This is a genomic window from Pseudomonas sp. BLCC-B112, assembly GCF_028550695.1.
GTDB lineage: Bacteria > Pseudomonadota > Gammaproteobacteria > Pseudomonadales > Pseudomonadaceae > Aquipseudomonas > Aquipseudomonas danubii.
The window spans coordinates 16,622-40,951 of the sequence record NZ_JAQQGK010000020.1 but is presented as its reverse complement, the minus strand read 5'-3'; the positions used below and the strand labels follow the sequence as shown (position 1 = coordinate 40,951).

General features: G+C 62.7%; 17 protein-coding genes and 2 pseudogenes. 9 read left to right on the top strand and 10 right to left on the bottom strand.

What is annotated here, in order from left to right; genetic code table 11:
* The 5 genes and pseudogenes from PQT43_RS30760 to PQT43_RS30740 form a co-directional block, all read left to right on the top strand.
* Positions 1-254 (top strand): annotated as a pseudogene (locus PQT43_RS30760) (type VI secretion system tip protein VgrG); the annotation flags it as partial.
* Positions 251-1,099: a DUF4123 domain-containing protein gene (locus tag PQT43_RS30755; protein WP_267268274.1), complete on the top strand. Its 849-nt coding sequence runs from the start codon at positions 251-253 to the stop codon at positions 1,097-1,099. The pseudogene PQT43_RS30760 and the gene PQT43_RS30755, both read left to right, overlap by 4 nt.
* Complete coding sequence (locus PQT43_RS30750) at positions 1,096-1,890, top strand: hypothetical protein (RefSeq protein WP_267268275.1); 795 nt, start codon at positions 1,096-1,098, stop codon at positions 1,888-1,890. The genes PQT43_RS30755 and PQT43_RS30750 overlap by 4 nt, the downstream gene beginning before the upstream one ends.
* A 40-nt stretch (positions 1,891-1,930) precedes the next feature.
* Positions 1,931-2,725, top strand: a complete 795-nt coding sequence (locus tag PQT43_RS30745; protein WP_267268276.1) for a hypothetical protein — start codon at positions 1,931-1,933, stop codon at positions 2,723-2,725.
* Positions 2,722-5,028, top strand: a complete 2,307-nt coding sequence (locus PQT43_RS30740; RefSeq protein ID WP_272755540.1) for a lipase family protein — start codon at positions 2,722-2,724, stop codon at positions 5,026-5,028. Before PQT43_RS30745 ends, PQT43_RS30740 begins: the two co-directional genes overlap by 4 nt.
* Before the next feature lie 74 nt (positions 5,029-5,102).
* On the opposite strand, the gene PQT43_RS30735 is transcribed toward PQT43_RS30740, so the two are convergent.
* From PQT43_RS30735 to PQT43_RS30705, 7 genes and pseudogenes are all read right to left on the bottom strand, one after another.
* On the bottom strand, positions 5,103-6,596 hold the full coding sequence (locus PQT43_RS30735) for an efflux transporter outer membrane subunit (RefSeq protein ID WP_102879181.1): 1,494 nt from the start codon (positions 6,594-6,596) through the stop codon (positions 5,103-5,105).
* Entirely contained in the window at positions 6,593-9,700 is a 3,108-nt protein-coding gene (locus tag PQT43_RS30730) for an efflux RND transporter permease subunit (protein ID WP_102879180.1), read from the bottom strand. Before PQT43_RS30730 ends, PQT43_RS30735 begins: the two co-directional genes overlap by 4 nt.
* Positions 9,701-9,737: 37 nt before the next feature.
* Positions 9,738-12,836: an MdtB/MuxB family multidrug efflux RND transporter permease subunit gene (locus tag PQT43_RS30725; protein ID WP_102863427.1), complete on the bottom strand. Its 3,099-nt coding sequence runs from the start codon at positions 12,834-12,836 to the stop codon at positions 9,738-9,740.
* Positions 12,833-14,155, bottom strand: coding sequence for an MdtA/MuxA family multidrug efflux RND transporter periplasmic adaptor subunit (locus tag PQT43_RS30720; protein ID WP_267268278.1), 1,323 nt, complete (start codon positions 14,153-14,155; stop codon positions 12,833-12,835). Before PQT43_RS30720 ends, PQT43_RS30725 begins: the two co-directional genes overlap by 4 nt.
* Before the next feature lie 178 nt (positions 14,156-14,333).
* On the bottom strand, positions 14,334-14,834 hold the full coding sequence (gene tpx / locus PQT43_RS30715) for a thiol peroxidase (protein WP_102863425.1): 501 nt from the start codon (positions 14,832-14,834) through the stop codon (positions 14,334-14,336).
* A 269-nt stretch (positions 14,835-15,103) separates the two neighbouring features.
* The gene (locus PQT43_RS30710; RefSeq protein ID WP_267268279.1) at positions 15,104-15,781 is read right to left on the bottom strand and encodes a type 1 glutamine amidotransferase domain-containing protein; all 678 of its coding nucleotides are present in this window, start codon (positions 15,779-15,781) and stop codon (positions 15,104-15,106) included.
* A gap of 30 nt (positions 15,782-15,811) precedes the next feature.
* Positions 15,812-16,271 (bottom strand): annotated as a pseudogene (locus tag PQT43_RS30705) (SRPBCC family protein).
* A gap of 387 nt (positions 16,272-16,658) precedes the next feature.
* Here PQT43_RS30705 and PQT43_RS30700 point away from each other — a divergent pair.
* Positions 16,659-18,281 (top strand): J domain-containing protein, encoded by a 1,623-nt coding sequence (locus PQT43_RS30700; RefSeq protein ID WP_272755537.1) that lies wholly within the window; start codon positions 16,659-16,661, stop codon positions 18,279-18,281.
* Positions 18,278-19,258, top strand: a complete 981-nt coding sequence (locus PQT43_RS30695; protein WP_272755536.1) for a DUF3829 domain-containing protein — start codon at positions 18,278-18,280, stop codon at positions 19,256-19,258. The genes PQT43_RS30700 and PQT43_RS30695 overlap by 4 nt, the downstream gene beginning before the upstream one ends.
* A 41-nt stretch (positions 19,259-19,299) precedes the next feature.
* Here PQT43_RS30695 and PQT43_RS30690 read toward each other — a convergent pair whose 3' ends face one another.
* The 3 genes from PQT43_RS30690 to PQT43_RS30680 all read right to left on the bottom strand — a co-directional run bounded on the left by PQT43_RS30690 (position 19,300) and on the right by PQT43_RS30680 (position 22,313).
* Entirely contained in the window at positions 19,300-19,971 is a 672-nt protein-coding gene (locus PQT43_RS30690; RefSeq protein WP_272755534.1) for a DUF3313 domain-containing protein, read from the bottom strand.
* Between the two features lie 177 nt (positions 19,972-20,148).
* Positions 20,149-20,643, bottom strand: a complete 495-nt coding sequence (locus tag PQT43_RS30685; protein ID WP_102879172.1) for a DUF934 domain-containing protein — start codon at positions 20,641-20,643, stop codon at positions 20,149-20,151.
* Positions 20,640-22,313 (bottom strand): nitrite/sulfite reductase, encoded by a 1,674-nt coding sequence (locus tag PQT43_RS30680; protein ID WP_272755532.1) that lies wholly within the window; start codon positions 22,311-22,313, stop codon positions 20,640-20,642. The genes PQT43_RS30685 and PQT43_RS30680 overlap by 4 nt, the downstream gene beginning before the upstream one ends.
* 273 nt (positions 22,314-22,586) lie before the next feature.
* Here PQT43_RS30680 and ccoN point away from each other — a divergent pair, with 273 nt between their 5' ends.
* Both ccoN and PQT43_RS30670 read left to right on the top strand, forming a co-directional pair.
* Entirely contained in the window at positions 22,587-24,014 is a 1,428-nt protein-coding gene (gene ccoN, locus PQT43_RS30675) for a cytochrome-c oxidase, cbb3-type subunit I (protein ID WP_102863417.1), read from the top strand.
* 59 nt (positions 24,015-24,073) lie between these two features.
* Entirely contained in the window at positions 24,074-24,292 is a 219-nt protein-coding gene (locus tag PQT43_RS30670; protein ID WP_110596855.1) for a cbb3-type cytochrome c oxidase subunit 3, read from the top strand.
* Positions 24,293-24,330 lie beyond the last annotated feature (38 nt).

Sequence of the window (24,330 nt, the reverse complement as noted above, 5' to 3'; positions counted from 1 at the left end):
CCCTTCAGGCGGGTGGGCAGCATATTGTCATCAGCTCGGGCGGGATCTTCAGCAGCGTGCCGATTGTGGTTGGGGGGGCGCCGTTGGCGGGTATCGCACCGCTGCAAGCACTGCAAGCCTTGGCAGGAACACCCCAAGCAATTATCGATAACCCGCTGTCCATCGTGCGCGCGAGCAAGCAACAAGCCGTGGATTTTTGCCCATTATGCGAAGCCTGTAGCGACGGGCTCTGCGCCAGAGGAGAGATGGCGTGAATACGCCCGAGCAATGGTTGCAAGAGCAGGCCCGGTTGGGCCGTTGCCTCTATCTGATGCTGGACTCCGATGGTCAGATGCCAGAGCGCAATGCCCTGGTAGCTGAATGGGGCGACGACCGCTGCCGCGCGGTTTATCTCGGTACCCCAGCGCATTCACTGGCCAGCGCTGGGCCCTACCTGTTTCACATTCAGCGGATAGACCATCCAATACTGATGGCCCTGCTCAAGGCGCCTGAAACTGATTGGGGCTGGCTGGCCAGTGGTTCGGGCACGGACCTGGAGACCCTGACCCAGCATTGGCGCGACCGACTGGTCACGGGCGAGCCGTCGAATCAAGTCCTTTACCGTTTTCATGACAATCGCGTGCTGGGGCGAGCCCTGACGTGTCTACCGCCCGAACATTTCCCCGGTTACCTTGGGCCTATCGCCAGCCTGTGCTACTGGCAGGTCGAGCAATGGCAGGTCAGCGACAACCCCGATCCTGGGGTTCACCCGCTGCCATCCGAGCCTGCGTGGCTCAACTTGGCCACTCCACAGGCTATCTACAACGCCGTGCAGTTCGACAACATCCGGCGCTATTTCATGCGTGAGTACACGGAGCCTTTGGTGGCGCTGGCCGAGCAGCAGAACATCGACGTCTGGTTGCGTACTCAGCTCGATTTGGCCCGCACCTGGGATTGGCGCGAGCCCGAAGCAATCTATTTTCTGCTGACTCAGAGCTTGTACGCGGCGGATTATGCGCCGCCTGAATCCTGGCGCCCCAAGCCCAGTGAAACCCCGGCGCAGCATTTCGCACGCCTCTACCAGGAAGCGTTGTATTGGCAGGGAGAACAGCCATTATGAAAACGCCCCTCCAACGGCTGTTACTTGGAGCTTGTCTGGCTTTGGCCAGCGGTTGCTCAGCCATGGGCTCCTCAGACAGTTTTACCTTGAGTGCCGACTTGCCCGCCGACTTTGCCTATGTCGCGACTGTGACCTATGTCCCTGCCTGGGGCCAGAATTGCACCTTGGGTAAAGGGGACAATATGACCCCGCAGTTCAACCGTGAGTGGCGCACTCAATACAAACCCGATGCGCAGATCGCCATACGCCGAATCAGCAAAGGCTGTGAATTGCTGCTGTATCGCATCGAGTTGGATATCAACGCGACTTACGGCAAGGATTGGGGGGACATCGGTGGTGATTCTGCGGCAATCGCAGTGCGTGAAAACTTGAGCAGTGCTGATAAAGGCACCTTCAACGCTGCCGGTGAAAGTGAAGTCCTGGGTCAGTGCCAGTGGTTGTTTCGGACGATTGGCCCTAAGCGCTACATCACGAAAATCCTCACCTGCAAAAGCACCGATACCCAAGGCAACGTGACCCGAGGGCAGCCCTTCGCGGCTTACACCCTGGACCAACTGCCGGGTAAAACCGTGCGTTTGAAGATCAAGTTGGCGGCTGAGGAAAGACCAGCAATTGGTGACACCTGGGTCAAGGTGCCGGGTGGTTGGAAGCGCTGCATGGGCGATAACTTTGAAGACCAATATGCCTTTTGCTACGGCAATTACACCGATTTCAGCACCTTCAGAATGCCCGATGGCCGTATTTGCAGCATTTACCCTGGCTGCAGTGAAAACAAGGAAGTGAGCCCATGACGTATCAGAAAACCTTGTATTGGCAAGGAGGTGCTCGGCAATGAATGCTCTCATTCACCGCCTGTTCCTCAGTGGCTATCTGATTTTGACAAGCGGCTGCTCAGCCACGGGCCAGTCAGACAGCTTTACCTTGAGTGCCGACTTGCCCGCAGACTTCACTTACGAAGCCACAGCTGCTTACGTTCCGGCTCCAGGCGAAACATGCAGTGTACCGGGTGGTAAAAACACCCGGATTGGCATCAACAGAAAATGGAAGAAAACCTACACGCGCGATTCCGAAATTCGGTTGCACAGAACCGTGAGCGGCTGCCCATTGGTGTTGCAGTACGTTGAGTTTTATATCAATGGGACTTATGGCAAGGATTGGGGGGATTTTGCCCGCGACTTTGGAAAGATCCTGGTGCGTGAATACTTGAGCAGTGCTGATAAAGGCACCTTCAACACTGCCGGTGAAAGTGAAATCCAGGGTCAGTGCCAGTGGTTGTTTCGGACGATGGGTGGTTTGCGTCGCATTGTAAAAATCCTCACCTGCAAAAGCACCGATGCCCAAGGCAACGTGACCCGAGGGCAGCCCTTCGCGGCTTACACCCTGGACCAACTGCCGGGTAAAACCGTGCGTTTGAAGATCAAGTTGGCGGCTGAGGAAAGACCAGCAATTGGTGACACCTGGGTCAAGGTGCCGGGTGGTTGGAAGCGCTGCATGGGCGATAACTTTGAAGACCAATATGCCTTTTGCTACGGCAATTACACCGATTTCAGCACCTTCAGAATGCCCGATGGCCGTATTTGCAGCATTTACCCTGGCTGCAGTGAAAACAAGGAAGTGAGCCCATGAGCTTCAAGTCTTTAACGCCCGGTGACGGCCCCTCAATGGAGGGGCGTATGTACACCTGCCCGTTGCGCGGCCAGGCGACCAGTTTTCAGTTGGTGGATGAATTCGGTGACGGTCAGCCTTATGCGGGACTGGCCTATGAGGTGACCGATTACGAAGATGTCACCTACACCGGCAGATTGGATGCAAACGGCGTGGGCAGTGTAGAGAATCACTACTGTGGGCCGGTGTTGCTTAAGCTGAATCAGGCGTATCAGGGGGCACAGAGGATCTATACGTTTTTACGCGAGAGGCCGCACTACCCCCTCCCCATCACCGAGCTACAAGTCCGTGCCGAGAGCACCCGGTTTTTCAACAAGGATGGGGCTCGTACTCGCAGCAACCCGGCACAAGCCAAGGCTGGCAGTTTTTATCAGGTCGAAGTGCGTGAGCTGGTGGAGCATGACGCGCACCTGCCACCTATGGTCGAGCGACACTTTCCCCCCAATCGGCATGTGTACTCGCTGTTTCGACAGCCGCCCCAGGCCACGGGTTTCCTCGATGGCGGGGCCGCGCAGGGCGACAGGTCGACCGACAATGCAATGGCTGACCTGGGGTTTGCCCCGCCGGCGCCCAAGGTGCAGGGCATCGCCTTGCTGCCCAACCGCCACCATGTGCTGGAGGTCCGCCCGCTGCGGGCCTTGCGGCCGATGCTGTCGACCGGCGCGCAGTTTTGCGCGCTCAACCTCTACCAACTGGCGCTGCTGGCGACCTTGAGTTACAGCGGGTTTGGTCAGGAGCCGCGCTTTCACCCGGTGGATAGCCCGCGAGTGAGTTTTCCGGGGCAACCCAGCAGCGGTAACTGGTTTGGCGCCGTGCTGCCGACCTTTGCCGAGTTGTGGCAGGTCGATGCCGACCAGCGCGGCGGCAAAGCCTATTACCCGCTGTATGAAGAGGTGCCTTACTCCAGGCGCCTGGAAATTGTCCCGTTCGACCCGCAGTTGTACCCCGAGGTCAATCATCCGAGCCTGGGCGACGCCCAGGAAAACCCGGCCAACATCCATTTCTTTGATGATGCCAATAAGCCTGAGGGGACGGACACCCAAGCCTACATCACCCATCACGAAGAGCTGATTCTGATCGCTGTGCGCGGCACGGCGGAAAAGGCCGATGCGTTGCGTGATATGGACGCCGAGCAAGTGCCTTTCGAGGAGGGCGAAGGCAAGGTGCATAACGGCTTTTATGGCGCGGCCAAGGCGCTTCGTGAGTTTGTTGTCCGCTATCTGGACAAGTTCTACAGCGGGCAAAAAATTGTGATCACCGGGCACAGCCTGGGCGGGGCCGTGGCGCTGATCCTCTCCGAGATGCTGCGGCGGAGTAAGCGCTACGAAGCGAATATTCTGCTCTACACCTATGGCAGCCCAAGGGTCGGCGATACCCGCTTTGTCAGCGGCGCCGAAGCCCTGGTGCACCACCGCTTCGTCAATCATAACGATCCGGTACCAAGTGTCCCCGCCACCTGGATGAGCACTTCCAAGCCCAAGGTGCTGGCGGCGCGTGGGGCGGTGACGGTATTCAATGCTCCGGTGGGCTTGACGTTGTTCATTACCGGGTTGATCAATTTTACCGGCGAGCCCTACGCCCACCACGGCACGTTGCGCCACTTCCTGCCGGTGGATTTTGGCGCAGGGCGCAAGTCAGCGATTCTCTGGGCGCCGGGTTGTTGCACCATTCTCGATCAGGGCTGTGCCAGGGTCTTGCAGGAAATCGATGGCCTGCCGGTGCGTGGCTCGCTCCTGCGGCAACTGCTGGATAACGCCGATCACAAGATGGTCGTCAGCTATATCCCTCACTGCTGGGCCACCCTGCGCCGTTGGCAGGAGTCACAGGTGTTCCAACGCCCCTTGGTGACCGAGCGGGAGCTCAGTCGGGTCGACGGGGCATTGGCCAGTATCACCCAGCAATTGCGTGATCTGGACCGCAGCCTGTGGGGACGGCCCGATGCCTACCTGCGTTCTCAACAAAGCGTGCTCGCTGTCGACCGGCTGCGCACTGAAATCAATGCACTGAGCATGACTCGCCAACGCCTGCGTGAGTTGAGCGTTACCAGGATCGACGAAAGTGATTTGTACGGTGCTTTCGCCGGTCAAACGCAATTGCTGGCCGAAGGCCTGCCGCGTTGGCTGGATCACCCGGAAAACACCGTGCAGGAGCAATTGGCGATGATGGCGCCGCCAATCGACGACTCTGAACAAGCGATAGCCGAGTTGCTGGGCGGCCATGTAGCGGGAGCACCCTACGATCTGGATATCGCTTCACTCATTTGAAGCCCATTGCAGCTCGTCGCAGGGCCTTGCCTAGCAAGGGTGGCGGGAAGCGGGTTCGCTAGCTTCCCCCGGGCCTATTTCTGCTCTTCGCCCTGCACCTGACCATCCCAGCCCCCCCCCAGCGCGGCGATCAATTGCACGCTGGCAATCAGCCGGCTCTGCAGCAGGCTGAGGACGCTGCGTTCGTTGCTCAGGGCAGTGGCCTGGCTGGTGACCACGTCCAGGTAGGCGATCAATCCGGCCTTGTACTGGTTCTCGGTCAGGCGCAGGGCCTCACGCGCCGAATCCAGGGCCTGCTGGCGCACCTGGGCTTCGTCTTCCAGAACCTTGAGCTGGATCATGTAGTTCTCCACCTCGCGGAAACCGTCGAGCACAGTCTGCCGGTACTTGGCCACGGTCTGGTCGTAGGCGGCTTCAGTGCGATCCACTTCCGCCGAGCGCTGGCCACCATCGAACAGGGTCATGGCCAGTTTTGGCCCCACTGACCAGAACCGGTTCGGCACGCTGATCCAGTCGGCGTAGGTACTGCTGCTGTAGCCTCCGGCCAGGCTCAGGGTCAGGTCCGGGTAATAGGCGGCCTTGGCCACGCCGATATTGGCGTTGGCCGCGATCACCGAACGCTCCGCCGAGGCGATGTCCGGACGCCGCTCCAGCAACTGCGAGGGCAGCGCCAGGGGCACCTGGGGCAGCGCCGGAATCTGCGAGGTTTCTGCCAGGTTGAACTGCGCCGGCGGCACGCCGATCAACACCGCGATGGCGTTCTCGAACTGCGCCCGCTGCCAGATCAGGTCGATCAGGTCGGCCTGGGTGCTTTTGAGCTGGGTCTGGGCCTGGGCCACCGCATCCTTGCCGGACACCCCGGCCTGATACTGGTTCTGGGTCATGGTCAGGGAGCGCTGGTAAGCCGCCACCGTGGCTTCCAACAAGCGCTTCTGCTCATCGATCACCCGCAGTTGCAGGTAGTTCTGCACCAGCTCCGACTGCTGGCTCAGGCGCATGGCCGCCAGATCGGCGAAGCTCGCCTCGGCACTGGCTTGATTGGCTTCCAGGCCGCGGCGCAGCTTGCCCCAGATGTCCGCCTCCCAGCTCACCCCCAATTGGGTGTTGTAGGTGTCACGAATGCCGCTGCTGGAACTGCTCAGCCCCGAGTTGCTGCTGCCGGTGCCCTGGCTGGCGCGGGTCTTGCCGGCGCTCAAGTCGACACTGGGAAAGAACGCCCCCCGGGAGCTGCGCACCAGGGCCTGGGCCTGACGGTATTGCGCTTCCGATTGGGCGACGCTCTGGTTGGAGTTGTTGAGCTTCTCGATCAGGCCATTGAGCTGGGTGTCGCCGTACAGCTCCCACCAGGCGCCACGGGCCAGGGCATCGCTGGGGTTGGCCTGACGCCAGCCCTGGGCCTCCTTGTACTGCACCGGTTCGGCCACCTGGGGCCGCTGATAGTCGGGACCGATGGCGCAGGCACTGAGCAGCGCCACGCACAGGCCCAGGCTCAAGGCCCGCGAACCCCGGGCCATGGCCAGGCGCTGGGCGGACAGCGGAGAAACAGGACGGGACGATTGGTCGGTCATAGCGGCGTTTCCAGAGCAGCATCGGTACGGACCCCACGCCAGTGGTTGAACTTGTGGCGCAGGCGATCGAGGTAGAGGTAGACCACCGGGGTGGTGTAAAGGGTCAGGATCTGGCTGAAGACCAGGCCGCCAATGATGGTCAGGCCCAGGGGCTGGCGCATTTCCGAGCCTTCGGCGTTGCCCAGCAACAAGGGCAAGGCACCCAGGATCGCCGCCAGGGTGGTCATCAGGATCGGCCGCAGGCGTTGCAGGCAGGCACTGCGGATCGATTGCAGCGGGTCCAGGCCCTGGTGGCGCTCCAGTTGCAGCGCCAGGTCGATCATCAGGATCGCGTTCTTCTTCACCACCCCGATCAGCAGGAACAGCCCCAGCAGCGAGATCAGGCTGAACTCGCCGCCCAGCACGTAGATCGAGAGCAAGGCGCCGACCCCGGCCGACGGCAGGGTGGAGAGGATGGTCAGCGGGTGAATGTAGCTTTCATAGAGCACCCCAAGCACCAGGTACACCGCCAGCAATGCCCCGAGAATCATGAACGGCTGGCTCTTCTGGGTGGCGGCGAAGGCGTCGGCGGTGCCGGCCATCTTGACGATCACGTCCTCGGGCATGCCCAGCTTGGCAATCGCCCGCTCGATAGCCGCGGTGCCCTGCTCCACCGTCACGCCTTCGGCCATGTCGAAGGAAATGCTCTCTGAGGCGAACTGCCCTTCGTGGCTGACCCGGTCGTCTTCCAGGCTGTTTTCATAGTGGGCGATGGTCGACAAGGGAATCCGCGCGCCCTCGCTGGTGATCACCTGCACCTGATTCAGGGTAATCGGGTCCCGGGCGTATTTCGGGTTGACCTCCATCACCACCTGATACTGGTTGAGGCTGTCGTAGATGGTGGAGATCTGCCGCTGGCTGTAGGCGTTGTTGAGCACGGCGGTGACCATGTCCATGTCCACCCCCAGGCGCTTGGCCTGGTCACGGTCGACGATCAGAGTCACTTGCTGGGCGCCGTGGCCTTCGCGGGCGTCGATGGCGGTCAGCTCAGGCAAGGCGCGCAGCGCGGTCACCACTTTCGGGTACCACTGGCGCAGCTCGCCCAGATCGCCGCTTTGCAGGATGTAGGAATACTGCGAGGTGGTCTGCTCGCGGCCGCCGCCGAACTGCAGGTCCTGATCGGCCATCAGCATCAGTTGCGCGCCGGGCACCTTGGGCATTTCCTTGCGCAAACGCTCGATGACCTTCTGCGCCGAGATGTCGCGCTCCTTGATCGGCTTGAGGCGCACCAGCATGAAGGCGTTGTTGGTGCCGTTGCTGCCGCCGATAAAGCCGGCCACGCTTTCCACCGCGGCGTCCTTGAGCACCGCGCGGCGGAAGATCTCCATCTTCGGCTGCATCACGCTGAAGGACAGGCCGTCGTCGCCGCGCACGAAGCCGATCAACTGGCCGGTGTCCTGCTGCGGCATGAAGGTCTTGGGCACCACCACGTACAGGGCCACGTTGACGCCAATGGTGACCAGCAGGCTGAGCAGGGTCAGGCGCTTGTGCCGCAGCACCCAGTCCAGGCTGGTGGCGTACTTGCCCACCATCCACTCGTTGCTGCGCCGGCTCCAGCGTTGCAAGGCGTTTTCCTGGCCCGGGGTGTGGGGCTTGAGCCAACGGGCGCAGAGCATCGGGGTCAGGGTCAGGGACACCACCAGGGACACCACGATGGCCGCTGCCAGGGTGATGGAGAACTCACGAAACAGGCTCTCGATGATCCCGCCCATGAACAGGATCGACAGGAACACCGCCACCAGCGACACGTTCATCGACAGCAGGGTGAAGCCCACCTCCTTGGCCCCCAGGTACGCCGCCTTCATCGGCGCGATACCTTCGTCGATGTGCCGGGAAATGTTCTCCAGGACCACGATGGCGTCGTCCACCACCAGCCCGGTGGCGAGGATCAGCGCCATCAGCGACAGGTTGTTCAGGGAGAACCCATACAGGTACATGATGGCGAACGTGCCCACCAGGGACACCGGCACCGCCAGGGTCGGGATCACCGACGCGCGGAAATTGCCAAGGAACAGGAACACCACCAGGATCACCAGGGCCACGGCGATCAACAGGGTCATCTCCGCCTCGTGCAGGGTGGCCTTGATCACCGGCGAACGATCCATGGCCAGGTTGAGCTTGACGCTGGCCGGCAGCACCGCCTGCAACGCCGGCAACTGGGCCTTGATCTCGTTCACCGTCTCGATGATGTTGGCCCCGGCCTGACGGTTGATCACCAGCAGCACCGCCGCATCGTCGTTGAAGAAACCGCTGTTATAGCGGTCTTCCACGCCGTCGCTGACCTTGGCCACGTCTTTCAGACGCAGGGCCGCACCGTCCTTGTAGTGGATGATCAGCGGCTCGTAGTCGCGGGCCTTTTCCAGCTGATCGTTGGCCTGGATCTGCCACAGCCGCTGCTCGTCCTCCACCGACCCCTTGGGCCGACGCTGGTTGGCGTTGGCAATGGCGTTGCGCACGTCGTCCAGGGCCACGCCGTACTGGTTGAGCAACTGCGGCTCCAGCTCGATGCGCACCGCCGGCAAGGAGCTGCCGCCGATCTGCACTTCGCCCACGCCCTGCACCTGGGACAAGCTCTGGGACAGGATGGTCGAGGCCAGGTCGTAGAGCTGGCCCTTCTCCAGCACATCGGAGGTCAGCGACAGCACCATGATCGGCGCCTGGGACGGGTTGACCTTCTTGTAGGTGGGCATGCTGCGCATGCCGCTGGGCAGCAGGTTGCGCGAGGCGTTGATGGCCGCCTGCACTTCCCGCGCCGCGCCGTTGATGTCGCGGTCCAGGTCGAACTGCAGGATCACCCGGGTCGAGCCCTGGCTGGAGCGGCTGCTCATGGTGTTGACCCCGGCAATCGCGCCGAACGAGCGCTCAAGCGGCGTGGCCACGGTGGACGCCATGACCTCGGGGCTGGCCCCGGGCAGGCTGGCCTGGACCACGATCACCGGGAAATCCATCTGCGGCAGCGGCGACACCGGCAGCAGGCCGAAGCTGACCCCGCCCAGCAGCATGATCGCCAACGACAGCAGCATGGTCGCCACCGGGCGTTTGATGAAAGGTCCGGACAGGTTCATGGCTGAACGCCCCGGGCTGGAGGCTGGCTACGCCCCTTCATGCCTCCACCTCTTGGGCGTCTTCACCTTTGCCGAAGCGCCGACCCAGGCGGTCGAAGTACAGGTAGATCACCGGCGTGGTGAACAGGGTCAGCACCTGGCTCACCAGCAGGCCGCCGACCATCACCAGGCCCAGGGGCTGGCGCAGCTCGGCACCCGAACCTGTGGCCAGCATCAGCGGCACGGCGCCGAACAGCGCCGCCAGGGTGGTCATCAGGATCGGCCGGAACCGCAGCAGCGCCGCCTGGTAGATCGCCTGTTCCGGGGCCATGCCCTGGTGGCGTTCGGCGTCGAGGGCGAAGTCGATCATCATGATCGCGTTCTTCTTGACGATGCCGATCAGCAGGATGATGCCGATGATCGCGATCATGCCCAGGTCATTGCCGCTGAGGATCAGCGCCAGCAAGGCCCCCACCGCCGCCGAAGGCAGGGTGGAGAGAATGGTGATCGGGTGGATGTAGCTCTCGTAGAGCACCCCCAGGACGATGTACATGGTCACCACCGCCGCCAGGATCAGCAGCAAGGTGCTCGACAGCGAAGCCTGGAAGGCCTCGGCGGCGCCCTGGAAGCGGGTCTGCACCCCCACTGGCATCCCAATGTCCTGCTGCACCTGTTCGATGACGTTAACCGCCTCCCCCAGGGCCACACCGGGCGCCAGGTTGAAGGACATCATCACCGCCGGGAACTGGCCGATATGGGCGATGGCCAGTTGCGCCTGGCGCTCCTCGACATGGGCCAGGCTCGACAGCCGCACTTGCCCGCCGTCGGTGGTCTTGACGTGGATCTGCTCCAGGGCCTGGGGGCCGATGCGCTCGCCAGCCTGGGCCTGGAGCACCACCCGGTACTGGCTGGCCTGGGTGTAGATGGTGGAAATCTGCCGCTGGCCGAAAGCGTCGTACAGGGCGTCGGTGATGTTGGCCACCGAAACCCCGACCCGGGACGCCGCATCGCGGTCGATCACCAGGTACACCTGCAGGCCCTTGTCCTGCAGGTCGCTGGCCACGTCGGTGAGTTCCGGGCGCTGGGCCAGGGCTTCGCTCAGGCGCCCGCTCCACAGGGCCAGCAGCTCGGCGTCCGGCGAAGACAGGCTGAACTGGTACTGGGTACGACTGACCCGGTCCTCGATGGTCAGATCCTGCACCGGCTGCATGAACAGGCGGATGCCCAGCAGTTTGTCCACCTCAGGCTGAATCCGTGCAATCACCTGGGCCGCGCTCAGGTCACGCTGGTTGTGGGGCTTGAGGTTGATCAGCAGACGGCCACTGTTGAGGGTCGCGTTGTCGCCGTCGACGCCGATGTAGGACGACAGGCTTTCCACGGCCGGGTCCTGCAGGATGATCTTCGCCAGGTCTTGCTGGCGTTGGCTCATGGCGGCGAAGGACACCGACTGCGGCGCCTCGGAAATGCCCTGGATGACCCCGGTGTCCTGCACCGGGAAGAAGCCCTTGGGCACCACCAGGTACAGGAACACGGTCAGGCCCAGGGTGCCGACGGCCACCATCAGGGTCAGGAACTGGTGCTTGAGCACCCATTGCAACTTGCGCCCGTAGCTTTCGATCAACCAGTCGATCCAGGCGCCGCTGGCGCGGTAGAAGCGCCCCTGCTCTTCAGGCTTGGGCTCACGCTTGAGCAACCGCGCGCACATCATCGGCGTCAGGGTCAGGGACACCACCAGGGAAATCAGGATCGCCACCGCCAGGGTGATGGCGAATTCGCGGAACAGCCGGCCCACCACATCCGCCATGAACAGCAGCGGGATCAACACCGCGATCAGCGACAGGGTCAGGGAGATCAGGGTGAAGCCGATCTGCTTGGCGCCCTTGAGCGCCGCCTGCATCGGGCTGTCGCCCTCCTCGATAAAGCGCGAGATGTTCTCCAGCATGACGATGGCATCGTCCACCACGAAACCGGTGGCGATGGTCAGGGCCATCAGGGTCAGGTTGTTCACCGAAAAACCGGCCAGGTACATCACGCCGAAGGTGCCGATCAGCGACAGCGGCACGGCAATCGAAGGAATGAGGGTGGCGCTGGCCCGACGCAGAAAGAGGAAGGTCACCATCACCACCAGGGCAATGGCGATGAACAGCTCGTGCTGCACATCCTTGACCGAGGCGCGGATGGTCTGGGTGCGGTCGGTGAGCACCGTGACGTCCAGGCCCGCCGGCAGGTTGTCGGTGATGCTCGGCAGCAGCGCCTTGATCCGGTCCACCACCTCGATCACGTTGGCCCCGGGCTGGCGCTGGATATTGAGCAGCACGGCCTGGTTTTCGTTGGCCCAGGCCGCCAGCCGCTCGTTCTCGGCGCCGTCGACGATCTCGGCGACATCCTTCAGGCGCAGCGGTGCGCCATTTTTGTAGGCCAGGATCAGCTCGGCGTAATCCTTGGGCGAGGTCAGCTGGTCGTTGGCATCGAGCATCGAGACCCGGGTCGGGCCGTCGAAGTTGCCCTTGGGCTGATTGACGTTGGACGCGGCAATCAGGGTGCGCACGTCCGCCAGGTTCAGGCCGTTGGCCGCCAAAGCCTCGGGGTTGACCTTGATCCGCACCGCCTGGCGCTGGCCCCCGGCGATGCTGACCATGCCGACGCCGCTGATCTGGGCGATCTTCTGTGCCATGCGGGTGTCGACCAAGTCATTGAGCTTGGGCAGCAGCATGGTCTTGGAGGTGATGGCCAGGGTCAGCACCGGGGTGTCCGCCGGGTTGACCTTGTTGTACACCGGCGGCGCCGGCAGGTCCTTGGGCAGCAAGTTGGTGGCAGCGTTGATGGCTGCCTGCACCTGTTGCTCGGCCACGTCCATATTGATGTCGAGGCTGAAACGCAGGGTCAGCACCGAGGCGCCACCGGAGCTGGTGGAGGCCATTTGGGTCAGGCCGGGCATCTGCCCGAACTGGCGCTCCAGGGGCGCGGTGACCGCGCTGGTCATCACGTCCGGGCTGGCCCCGGGGTACAGGGTCATGACCCGGATAGTCGGGTAGTCCACCTGGGGCAAGGCCGAGACCGGCAACAGGCGATAGGCGATCAGGCCGGCCAGGACAATGGCCAGCATGCTCAGGGTGGTGGCTACCGGACGCAGGATGAACAGTCGCGAGAAATTCATGCGCCGACCTTTTGCGCCTTGCCATCAGCCGGCTTGCCATCCGCGGCCGGTGCAGCGGCGGGCTTGCCCTGCAGGTGTTCGGTGGGGCTGGTGGGCACTTCACTGCTGTCGTTGACCACTTCCACCTCGCTGCCGTCCTTGAGGCGGTCGGTGCCTTCCATCACCACCCGGTCACCGGCCTTGAGGCCGTCCTTGATCACCGTCAGGTCGCCGTTGCTGTCGCTCACCTGCAGTTGGCGGATCTTCACCTTGTTATCACCATCCAGGGCGTAGACGAAGGTGCCGTTGGTGCCGAACTGGATCGCGGCCGAAGGTGCCAGCACCACATTCTTCAGGGTGTCGGCCAGCAGCCGCACATTGACGAACTGATTGGGAAACAGGCCCTGGTCGCGGTTATCGAAGCGCGCCTTGAACTTCAGGGTGCCGGTGGTGGTGTCGATCTGGTTGTCCAGGCTCTGCAGCATGCCGCTGGCCTGCAATTTCACATCGCCCCGGTCCCAGGCTTCCACCGGCAGCTTGGCGCCGCTGTGGTAGCGCTTGAGCACGGTGTCCAGGCTGTTCTCCGGCAGGGTGAAGGCCACGCTGATGGGCTGGGTCTGGGTGATGATCACCAGTGCCGAGGTGTCGTTGGCCGACACCAGGTTGCCCACGTCCAGCTGACGCAGGCCCACACGTCCGGCGATGGGCGCACGGATATTGGTGAATTCGAGGTTGAGCTTGGCGTCGTTGACCGCCGCCTGATTGGTCTTGACCGTACCCTGGTACTGGCCCACCAGCGCCGCAGCGGTGTCCAGGGTCTGTTTGGCGATGCTGTCCTGGGCGTACAGGCCGCGATAACGCTCAAGGTCGACCTGGGCGTTCTTCAGCTGGGCCTGGTTCTGCAGCAAGGTGCCTTCGGCCTGGAGCAAGGCGTTCTGGTACGGGCGCGGATCGATCTGCGCCAGCAAGTCGCCGGCCTTAACCATCTGCCCTTCCTCGAAGTTGACCTTGACCAGCTCCCCCGCTACCCGGCTACGCACATTGATGGTGTTGAGTGCCGTCACCGTGCCCAGGGCCTTGTAGTACAGCGGGAAGTCACCCTGAGTCACCGGCGCCACCCGCACCGGGATCGGCCCGCTGGCACCGCCGAAGCCAGGGCGCAGGCTGCCGCTGCGTCCGGTATGCCCGGCCGCGGCCTTCGCCTGAGCACCCTCTTTGGGGGCGCTGCCGGCGGGCCAGAATTTCCAGCACAGGCCGATCACCAGCAGCAGGACAAACAGGCCGAACAGCCAGCGACGAGAGTTGCGGGGAGCAGAGGATTGCATGGAGTGATCAACCATTGGGCGCGTGGGAGTCTTCTTTGGGGAAGGCTGAAAGATAAGCACTAGAGCGGTTTTAGCAAAGCGCCTTTACCGGCAATTTACCTTTGACTGACGTTTCAAGGTGCGGCGCTAAGCCACTGAAGCACAAATAAAAACGGCCTGGACAGAGCCAGGCCGTGAATAATTGTAAAACCTGTTACTTGAGCACGGCCAGGGCCGCGTCGTAGTTCGGCTCTTCGGCGATTTCCTTGACCAGCTCGCTGTGCAGCACGGTGTCGTTTTCATCCAGCACCACCACGGCGCGGGCGGTCAGGCCGGCCAGCGGGCCGTCGGCGATGGCTACGCCGTAGTTTTCGATGAACTCGCGACCGCGCAGGGTCGACAGGTTCTGCACGTTTTCCAGGCCTTCGGCGCCGCAGAAACGGGCCTGGGCGAACGGCAGGTCAGCGGAGATGCACAGCACCACGGTGTTGGCCAGCTCGTTGGCCTGGGCGTTGAACTTGCGTACCGAGGTGGCGCAGGTCGGGGTGTCGACGCTTGGGAAGATGTTCAGCACCTTGCGCTTGCCGGCGAGGCTGCTCAGGGAAACATCGGCCAGACCGGCGCCTACCAGGGAGAACGCAGGGGCTTTGGAACCCACTTGCGGCAGTTGGCCGTTGACCTGAACCGGGTTGCCTTTGAGAGTGACTTGAGCCATGAACGGAGTCCTTTATTGAACAGTGATGATGGAACAGCAATGAGAAATTCTTGAGAGGCCGAAGTTAAGCATGAAACGGCGCGGGCACCTATTGCCGGGCGGATAAATTGTCCAACAAACCGCTTCAGCAACGCCCCGGCGAGCCGCGCAATGATCGCCGATCGTGGATCGGTAATCGGTAATCGGTAATCGTAAGAGCTGGCTTGCCAGCGAAGACGTCCGCAAGAGCACCGCAAGGCTCAAGGGCCCTTTCGCCGGCAAGCCGGCTCCTACAGGTGCGCCAGCAGCAGGTCCGCGACCGGGCCGCCGGAGGCCGGGTTCTGCCCGGTGATCACCCGCTGATCCTGTACGGCAAATGGTGCCCAGGGCGCGGCGGCCTTCTGGTACAGGGCACCGCGCTTGACCAGTTCGGTTTCCGTCAGGTACGGCACGTATTGGTCCAGCTCGGCCAGCTTTTCCTCCTCATTGGAGAACCCGGTGACCTGCTTGCCGGCAATCAGCAACGAACCGTCCCCCAGCTTGATGTTCAGCAAGCCCACCGCACCATGGCAGACCGAACTGACATAACCACCCTGCTCGTAGATGTCACGGCTCAGGGCCTGCAACTCGGGGTTGTCGGGGAAATCCCAAACCACGCCATGCCCGCCGGCGTAATAGATAGCCAGGTAATCCTTGGAGCGGACCTGCTCCGGCTTCAGGGTCGCGCCCAGGCGGCTCATGAAAGCGCTGTCCTGGTACCACTGCCAGTCGGTGTCGTCCGCCATGGCCAGGCTGTGGGGATCGATGGGCACATAGCCGCCCTTGGGGCTGACGTAATCCACCTCGAACCCTGCCGCCTCGACCTTTTTCACAAAGTGCACCGCCTCCCCCAGCCACAGGCCGGTGGCACGGTTCAAGGTCGGGTACTTGGCCACGCTGGTCAGGACCACTAGAATTTTCTTGCTCACGGCATGCTCCTTGGCTATCCACACAGAGAATCACGAAGACGGCTCGACGCTCAGCAAGCGCACCATGTTGCGGTGCCGGGCATCGAAAATCCGCGCCATGTAGGCATTGACCACCAACCGTTCCAAAGGTGCACCGCCGATGGCCCGATAGGTCACCCGGTCGGTGTACAGGGTCCCCCCTTCGGCGGCCTCCACCCGATGCTCATGGCGAAAGGCTCGCAACGGCCCCTTGAGCATTTCATCGACAAAATGCCGCTCGCCCACCTCACGTATAACCACCGTCCATGTCGCCGGAATGACACCCCACATCCAGTGCCTGAAGCTGAACTGGCGCCCGGCGCTGATCCGCAGATCGTTCAGATCGATGCCCCCCAAGGGCGTGACGGGCTCGGGAAAGATCTTCGGAAAGTTGGCCCCCCTCAAGACAGAAATCCAGGACCTGAGCCGGGCTGCAACCTGCCAGAAAAGTCGTGCGTTCAACTACGGGCATACCTGAAAGCTCCTTCCTCAACCAGAATACATATCACATACAGGATTAGGATAATCCTATAACTAGTTGTTTTTATTGGCTTTATTATTCTACAAACAACATTAACTTAACCTTATAGATAATAAGGCAATAGTCATAAATCACTTGAGGTTGTCCATTCCCTCCGAGCAGCCCCATACAACTCGGAGCACAGCTTCCGCGCATGGCAAATCAGCGCAGACCCGATCCCTGCCGCCCCCTACGGCCAACGCTGAGCCGTCCTGGCCTTCCTGCTTTTCAATAGACGGATTCGAGTCGGGGACTTTTATCCGGGAAACCGGTAGGGTGCGCAATTTCCTCCATCCATTACTGGATGTTGCTGCCGGTTGCACGGAGTTTTACCGCCCAATGAGTTGCTGGACCCTACTCGGCCTGCCCGCCACCGCAGATACCCGGACCATCAAGCGCCACTACGCCAGGCTGCTCAAGCAGACCCGTCCGGATGAAGACCCGCAAGGTTTCCAACGCTTGCGCGACGCCTATGAAGAGGCACTGGCCCATAAGGATTGGGAGCAACAGAACGAGCCCCTGGAGACGCTCGAGACCTGGGCAGACAACGCGCCGGCAACCTTGGCGCTGTCACCGGTGCAGCGGGTGGCCATGTTGCTCAAGGAGCTGCCTGTCGATCAGCTCGACCAGCGCTATCAGCAGGCCCAGGAGCAGGCGTGTGCCTATGAGTTCGAACTGGCCCTGCTGCGCTATTGCGTCGAACACCCGGCGCAAGCCGACGCGGTGTTGCGCTGGGGGTTCGAGCGTCTGCGCTGGATGAGTGCCTGGCAACGCCTGGATCTGCCGGAGTATCTGGTGCAGGAGTTGCAGCAGCAGCTCTATCAGCGAGTACAAGAGCCACTGGCCGCAGCCCTGGAGGCCAAGGATGAAGCGGCGTTCCTGAAGGCCTACGCCCAGCGTTCAGCCCACGCCTGGCTGCTGCACCTGCAACACCGACAATGGTTCAACCAATGGCTGGCACAGACACTGGCCAACAGTCCTTATTGGTCGGTGGCGGTGTTCCAGGCGGTCTGTGCCGGCCAAGGCTGGCACACCAATAGTGCAGACAACTGCCCGGAACAGCTCTGGCCGCGGCTGTTGAAACGCCATCAGGCACCGCTGTACCTGGCCCACCAGCAACAACTGGCGAGCGAACCGCCGAGCACCCCGGAACACCGTGCGGCACGCTTGTTACTCGCGCCCCTGAGCTTCAGTCAGCGCCGCGCCTGGGCCCGACACCTGGGCAACCTGGACTGGCAGGCCTGCCACAAGCTGGCCGCAAGCCTGGCGGCAGACTACCCGCAAGTCGCCGCCGGCATGCCCGCCAGCAACCCCTACTTCTGGCGGGACTGGGAACACGCGATCAACAGCTGGCCGATGCTCCTGGGCGTGGTCCTGGCCTGCCTGACCGGCGCCGTGAGCCAGTACAGCGGGCAAGACGCCAGCCCCTGGGAGATTGTCGGCGTCACGCTGGTCTGGGCTCTGTGCTTCTGCGCCGCAGGCGAAGGGCTGCAGCGACTTTGGCGCCCCCTGAGCCAACGCCTGTTCCAGTGGGACGAGCGCCTCAGCCAACACCTGCCTCGGCACCAGACGCCCTATCACGACGTGCAGCTGATCCGCGACCTGCTGCCCGCGGCGCTGCTGGGCGCACTGCTGGGCGTGGTGGTCCACCCAGTAGCCACTATCACTTATCTCGGGGTACTGCTGCTGGTGGCCCTGGCCCGTCAGCGCCAGATCGACCCGCTGAACGCCTGGCAACGCATCAACCCCTGGCCGCGTCGCCTGCTGCTGGGCACAGGACTGGTGCTGCTGGTGGCCGTCATCGCCACCCTCAAGTGGTTCGACGAGCGCTACACCGCCGGGCGTTATCAAGGCCTGCAGCCCTGGACCGAACGGCTGTGCGCGCGCATGCCGGCCGATACCCCCGAGTGCGCAGCACCGGCCACCCAGGAGCAGTGGTACCCCAAGGAGGAGCGGCCATGAGCCAACGCCCCTTGTTGCTTTTCGGTTGCACGCTGATTTTCGGCTTGTTTGCGCTCCTGGCTGCCGGAGCCCCGATCGCCCGCTTCGAACTGTGGCTGGCCAGCCTGGACAGCCCCGCCAGCGCCCAGGCCGCGGCCAGGGCGCCGCTGATCGACTGCGTCAACCAATACGATGTGCCTTGGCGCCTGGGCTACTACACCTACGGCACTCAAGCGGCCTGGCGCGCGGCGTTCACCGACCTGCTGAACAATGCCAAGGACTTCGCAGACGGCGCGAAGACCGACATGGATACCCTGCCCGCCCGTGACTGCGAACCGCGCATGCTCTATCGGCTGCGCCACCTGCAACCCGACGCCCCGCTGATCGGCCTGGCCGAGCGCTACATCGACGCACTGCACCAGGCCAACCTGGCCCGTCGCGCTCATTCCAGCGCCGTACCCGGTGCTTACATGCCGGCCGAGGAAGACGCGGCCACTGTTGCCCTGCTCAAGCCCAAGTTCGACCACTACCTGCAAGCCTCCGCCGACCTGCGCGCTGCCCTGGCGAGCGCAGACATCGGCGCCCGACGCGAGCAACAGCGGCTGCTTGAGCAACGCCTGGGGCAGGACATCCACTGGCACCTGCTGGACTACATGATCCAGGCGCGACTCACGGAGGAGCAGATCAGCCAGGGCATGCGCGAGAAAACCCTGACCCCGGCGCAACTGGCACAGGCCAGCCAGGACCTGCAACGGACCTGGGATGCCGGGCAGCCCTTGCGCAACCGACCACAGAGCAGCCGCACGCAACCGGCCTATTACCTGTGGAGCCAGATCACGCGGCCGGCGCAGCGCTATCAGCAAGCCTTGCTCGCCCTGCAGCAGGACTGGCAGAAACAGGCTGAGCCACAGCATCTGAGCGAGGACTATCACGCCATCATGCGGGCCTACGACTCGCTGCTCAGCTACTACAACAAGCAGGCCCAGATGGACTATTGAAGCGGCAGCGGCGCTGTTGGCCGCCGCCGGACAGCCAGGCCCTAACGCCCCTTGAACTTGGCGAAAGACTGGTGGAAGTCCGCCGCCCAACCGTCGATGACGTTCTTCACGTCATCGGCCTTCATCACTTGCGTGTCGTTTTCCAGGGGCTTGCCAGTGCCCTTGCGCACCACCTGGGCAATGACCTTGCCGCTGCTGCCATCGAGAAACACTGCCTCGGTGCCCAGCGTGGTTTGCTGGTCGCGAATTCCGCTGGCGGTGCTGACCGCCGCGGCCACCAGGGCCACAGGAATGATTTCATAAGGCTTAAGGCCTTCGGTTTTACTGCTGACCGCCGTGATTGCCGCCCGCACCACTAGCACCCCCAGCCCGGGGCCTTGAGCCAGGGGCAGGCTGCGCGCCGCCTCACGCCTGAGGGCCTGGTCGTAGTACTGATTGATGCCGTCGAGGGTGCTCTGGGGAATCTTCGCCGTGGCTTGTGGCTGCGGATAGAACTGGGTGGGTTCGATGTAGATCGCCCGGTACCGGTCGGTATCCAGCTTGGGATCGATCCAGCGCATCACCTCCACCCCGGAGGACGACTTGGCCTCCTTGAGTCGGCTGTAATCCTGGAGAAACCCGGAGTATTCGTCGGGCTGGGTCACGTTGCTGGAGCAGCCGACCATGGCCAAAGAGGCAAGGCACGCCGTGCCGATCATCAATGCAAGTTTCATGGGTAACTCCTGTAGGTGAAACAGCCAGAAACTGGCCAGGGGAGTTACAGGTATAGCCAAAAGTTTGTCGCTGGGCAGGGTGTTTTTTAAGATGGAAAGGCCCCAGGGGCCCCGACAAAAGCCATCTTCGGGGCCCCTTCGCCGGCAAGCCGGCTCCTACGGAAAAGGTGCCGGCGGTTACCGGCGGCGGAACAGCGGCCGGGGTTCGATCACTGAACGGCCATAGAGCACGCTCATGCCCACCAGTCCCTTGAGAGCGTCCAGGGCGCATTTGTCTTCGCGCACGGCAAAGCTGTCGAAGCCGCACTGGCGCATATGGCTCAGTTGATCGCGCAGCACGTCGCCAATGGCCCGCAACTCGCCCATCCAGCCCAGGCGGGTACGCAGCAGGTAGGCCTGGCTGTAGCCCCGGCCATCACGAAAGCTCGGGAAGTCCACGGCAATCAGCGGGATCAGCTTGAGCCAGGGCTTGAGGCTTTCCACTTCGTCATCCGGGCCGATCCATACGCCGTCCCGGGCCGGGTGATGCTCGATGCGACGCATCAGCCACAGAGCCAGGGGCAGGATCAGCGGCCCGTCGGGCAGCGTATCGTCAACCCCGCGCACCAGGCTCCAGGCATCGTCCTCGACCAATTGGGCTTCGCCCTCGCACAGCCGCAGCAGATTGTTCATGCCAGCGCCTCCAGGGCCTTGGGATAGACCCGCTCCTTGAACGGCTCCAGGCCGATGCGCTGCAGGGTCTCGACGAAGGGTTCGTCGCTTTCGCGGTAGCGCACGAAGGTGGCGATGATGCGCTCGATCACTTCGGGGATTTCCTCGGCGCTGAAGGACGGCCCGATCACCTTGCCCAGGGCGCTGTCACGGCCCTTGGCGCCACCCAGGGTGACCTGGAACCACTCGCTGCCGTTCTTGTCGACCCCGAGGATGCCGATATTGCCGATGTGGTGGTGGCCGCAGGCGTTCATGCAGCCGGAGATGTTCAGGCTGATGTCCCCCAGGTCATGGAGGTAGTCCAGGTCCTCGAAGCGCTGCTGGATGGCCAGGGTAATCGGCAGCGACCGGGCGTTGGCCAGGGCGCAGAAGTCGCCGCCCGGGCAGGCGATGATATCGGTCAGCAAGCCCGCGTTGGCGGTGCCCAGGCCATGCTCAGAGGCACACTGCCAAAGCTCGAACAGCTGCGACTTGGGCACATCCGGCAAGACGATGTTCTGTTCATGGGCAATGCGGATCTCGCCGAAGCCGAAACGCTCGGACCAGTCGGCCACCGCCTCCATCTGCTGACCGGTGACGTCCCCCGGCGGCGAGCTTGGCCCCGGTTTGGTGGACAGCACCACGCAGGTGTAACCCGGCACCTTGTGCGGGTGCACATTGCGCGCCACCCAGCGGGCGAAGGCCGGCGACTCGGCCAGGTGGCTGCCGTACTCCAGATCGGTGTCCGCCAGGCGCTCGTAGATTGGCGGCACGAAGGCGCTGGCGACCCGCTGGTACTCTTCGTCGGTGAGCTGCGCCGGACCGTCCTTGAGGTGCTGCCACTCCTCCTCCACTTCCTTGGCGAAGGCCTCGATGCCCAGGGCCTTGACCAGGATCTTGATCCGCGCCTTGTACTTGTTGTCACGCCGGCCATAGCGGTTGTAGACCCGCAGCACCGCCTCGACGTAGGACAGCAGGTGCTGCCAGGGCAGCCCGTCACGAATCTGCAGGCCAAGGATCGGCGTGCGCCCCAGGCCTCCGCCGACGATCACGCGCAAAAGCATTTCGCCGCTGCGGGCACGATAAAGATACAGGCCGATGTCATGCATCATGATGGCCGCGCGGTCCTGCCTGGCCGAGCAGATGGCGATCTTGAACTTGCGCGGCAGGAACAGGAATTCCGGGTTGATGGTGGACCACTGGCGCAGGATCTCCGCCAGGGGGCGCGGGTCCAGGTACTCATCGGCGGCGACCCCGGCAAAGGCCTCGGTGGTGATGTTGCGTACGCAGTTGCCGGAGGTCTGGATGGCGTGCATCTCCACCTCGGCCAGGCGCTGCAGGATGTCCGGCACCTGGGCCAGCTCGATCCAGTTGAACTGCAGGTTCTGCCGGGTGGTGAAGTGACCGTAGCCGCGGTCGAAATCCCGGGCGATGCTGGCCAGGGTGCGCATCTGCCGGGCACTCAGGGTGCCGTAGGGAATCGCCACCCGCAGCATGTAGGCGTGCTTCTGCATATACAGGCCGTTCTGCAGGCGCAGGGGCAGGAACTCCTCCTCACTCAGTTGGCCGCCCATGAAGCGCTCGACCTGATCACGAAACTGCGCCACCCGCTCAAAGACCAGGGCCCGGTCATAGTCGTCGTACTGATACATGTGCCTACCTCATCCTCATCGGTGCTGGTCGTGCTCGAAACGGCGCGTATTGTGAGGGGGCGACTATGCGCGTACGGCGCAGAACGTTACAGATTCAGGTAAAAACTAAAAAACCATATCAGCCGCCACCATAGCGCCGTGGACATGAGATAAATCTGATCCGTATTAATGCAGTTTTTCTGAGCCTGTTTTGTTTCCCCGCTGATTCCTACAGTGCACCCCGTGCCAGACCGGGTGGCCTGGCAAGACTTTGCAAACGTGGAAGCATTGACCATGAACTCAGCAACAATCGGACAGGCTTACAACTACAAGGTGGTTCGCCAATTCGTCGTCGCAACCGTGGTATGGGGCGTGATCGGCATGGCCATGGGGGTGTGGATCGCCTCGCAACTGGTGTGGCCGGAGATGAACCTCGATCTGCCCTGGAGCACCTTCGGCCGCCTGCGGCCGCTGCACACCAGCCTGGTGATCTTCGGCTTTGCCGGCAGCGCCCAGTTCGCCGCCAGCTACTACGCCGTACAGCGTACCTGCCAGGTACGGCTGTACTCCGACACCCTGGCCGCCTTCACTTTCTGGGGCTGGCAGTCGGTGATCGTGATCATGCTGATCACCCTGCCCCTGGGCTACACCACCACCAAGGAATACGCCGAGATCGAATTCGCCGGCGCGGTGTGGATGGCAGTGGTCTGGGTGGCCTATGCCATCGTCTTCTTCACCACCGTGGTGCGGCGCAAGAGCCAGCACATCTATGTCGGCAACTGGTTCTTCGGCGCCTTCATCCTGGTGATCGCCATGCTTCATGTGGTTAACCACCTGTCGATCCCGGTGGACTGGTTCAAGTCCTACCCGGTGTATTCCGGAGCCACCGACGCCATGGTCCAGTGGTGGTACGGGCACAACGCCGTGGGCTTCTTCCTGACCACCGGCTTTCTCGGGATGATGTACTACTTCGTGCCCAAGCAAGTCGGACGCCCGGTGTATTCCTATCGCCTGTCCATCGTGCACTTCTGGGCGCTGATCACCCTGTACATCTGGGCTGGCCCGCACCACTTGCACTACACCGCCCTGCCGGACTGGGCCCAGTCCCTGGGCATGGCCATGTCGCTGATCCTCCTGGCCCCGAGCTGGGGCGGCATGATCAACGGCATGATGACCCTCTCGGGCGCCTGGCATAAGTTGCGCACCGACCCGATCCTGCGCTTTCTGGTGCTGTCCCTGGCGTTCTACGGCATGTCGACCTTCGAAGGCCCGATGATGGCGATCAAGACCGTCAACGCCCTGTCCCACTACACCGACTGGACCATCGGCCATGTGCACGCCGGGGCCCTGGGCTGGGTGGCAATGATCACCTTCGGTGCGATCTACCACATGGTGCCCAAGGTCTTCGGCCGCGAGCAGATGTACAGCGTGCCGCTGATCAACCTGCACTTCTGGCTGGCCACCATCGGCACCGTGCTCTACATCGCTTCAATGTGGGTCAACGGCATCACCCAGGGCCTGATGTGGCGTGCGGTCAACGAAGACGGCACCCTCACCTACTCCTTCGTCGAGGCCCTGGTGGCCAGCCATCCGGGGTTCGTGGTGCGTTTTGCCGGTGGTGTGTTCTTCCTCAGCGGCATGCTGCTGATGGCCTACAACACCTGGCGCACCGTACGCGTGGCCGATGAAGAACTGGCCCTGAGCGACGCGCAGATCGCCTGAGCCAGGCATTGCCCGCCGGTCCCAGTGACCGGCGGCTTTTTTAGGGAGCCGGATGAGCGATGGATATTCTGTTCAATCTGCTGGGGGTGGCGTTTCTCTACCTCAGCATCGAGTACTGCCTGCGCCACCAGAGCGCCAAGAGCCTGGATGACGCCAGCCTGATTCCCTTTGCCGACGACCCCGACGTGGCGCATCGCGTGGAATTGGCCACTGGCAAGAAGATCAACGCCGTGGCGCCGGAAGAGCCCAAGCCGGGGTGGATCAACCTGGACATGTAACGCACTCCGTAGGAGCCGGCTTGCCGGCAAAGAGGCCC

Bases quoted from the DNA above. Each gene is read 5' to 3' on its own strand.
- PQT43_RS30750 (WP_267268275.1), top strand. From the start codon at position 1,096: ATGAAAACGCCCCTCCAACGGCTGTTACTTGGAGCTTGTCTGGCTTTG.
- PQT43_RS30745 (WP_267268276.1), top strand. From the start codon at position 1,931: ATGAATGCTCTCATTCACCGCCTGTTCCTCAGTGGCTATCTGATTTTG.
- PQT43_RS30740 (WP_272755540.1), top strand. From the start codon at position 2,722: ATGAGCTTCAAGTCTTTAACGCCCGGTGACGGCCCCTCAATGGAGGGG.
- PQT43_RS30735 (WP_102879181.1), bottom strand. From the start codon at position 6,596: ATGACCGACCAATCGTCCCGTCCTGTTTCTCCGCTGTCCGCCCAGCGC.
- PQT43_RS30730 (WP_102879180.1), bottom strand. From the start codon at position 9,700: ATGAACCTGTCCGGACCTTTCATCAAACGCCCGGTGGCGACCATGCTG.
- PQT43_RS30725 (WP_102863427.1), bottom strand. From the start codon at position 12,836: ATGAATTTCTCGCGACTGTTCATCCTGCGTCCGGTAGCCACCACCCTG.
- PQT43_RS30720 (WP_267268278.1), bottom strand. From the start codon at position 14,155: ATGGTTGATCACTCCATGCAATCCTCTGCTCCCCGCAACTCTCGTCGC.
- tpx (WP_102863425.1), bottom strand. From the start codon at position 14,834: ATGGCTCAAGTCACTCTCAAAGGCAACCCGGTTCAGGTCAACGGCCAA.
- PQT43_RS30700 (WP_272755537.1), top strand. From the start codon at position 16,659: ATGAGTTGCTGGACCCTACTCGGCCTGCCCGCCACCGCAGATACCCGG.
- PQT43_RS30695 (WP_272755536.1), top strand. From the start codon at position 18,278: ATGAGCCAACGCCCCTTGTTGCTTTTCGGTTGCACGCTGATTTTCGGC.
- PQT43_RS30690 (WP_272755534.1), bottom strand. From the start codon at position 19,971: ATGAAACTTGCATTGATGATCGGCACGGCGTGCCTTGCCTCTTTGGCC.
- PQT43_RS30685 (WP_102879172.1), bottom strand. From the start codon at position 20,643: ATGAACAATCTGCTGCGGCTGTGCGAGGGCGAAGCCCAATTGGTCGAG.
- PQT43_RS30680 (WP_272755532.1), bottom strand. From the start codon at position 22,313: ATGTATCAGTACGACGACTATGACCGGGCCCTGGTCTTTGAGCGGGTG.
- ccoN (WP_102863417.1), top strand. From the start codon at position 22,587: ATGAACTCAGCAACAATCGGACAGGCTTACAACTACAAGGTGGTTCGC.
- PQT43_RS30670 (WP_110596855.1), top strand. From the start codon at position 24,074: ATGGATATTCTGTTCAATCTGCTGGGGGTGGCGTTTCTCTACCTCAGC.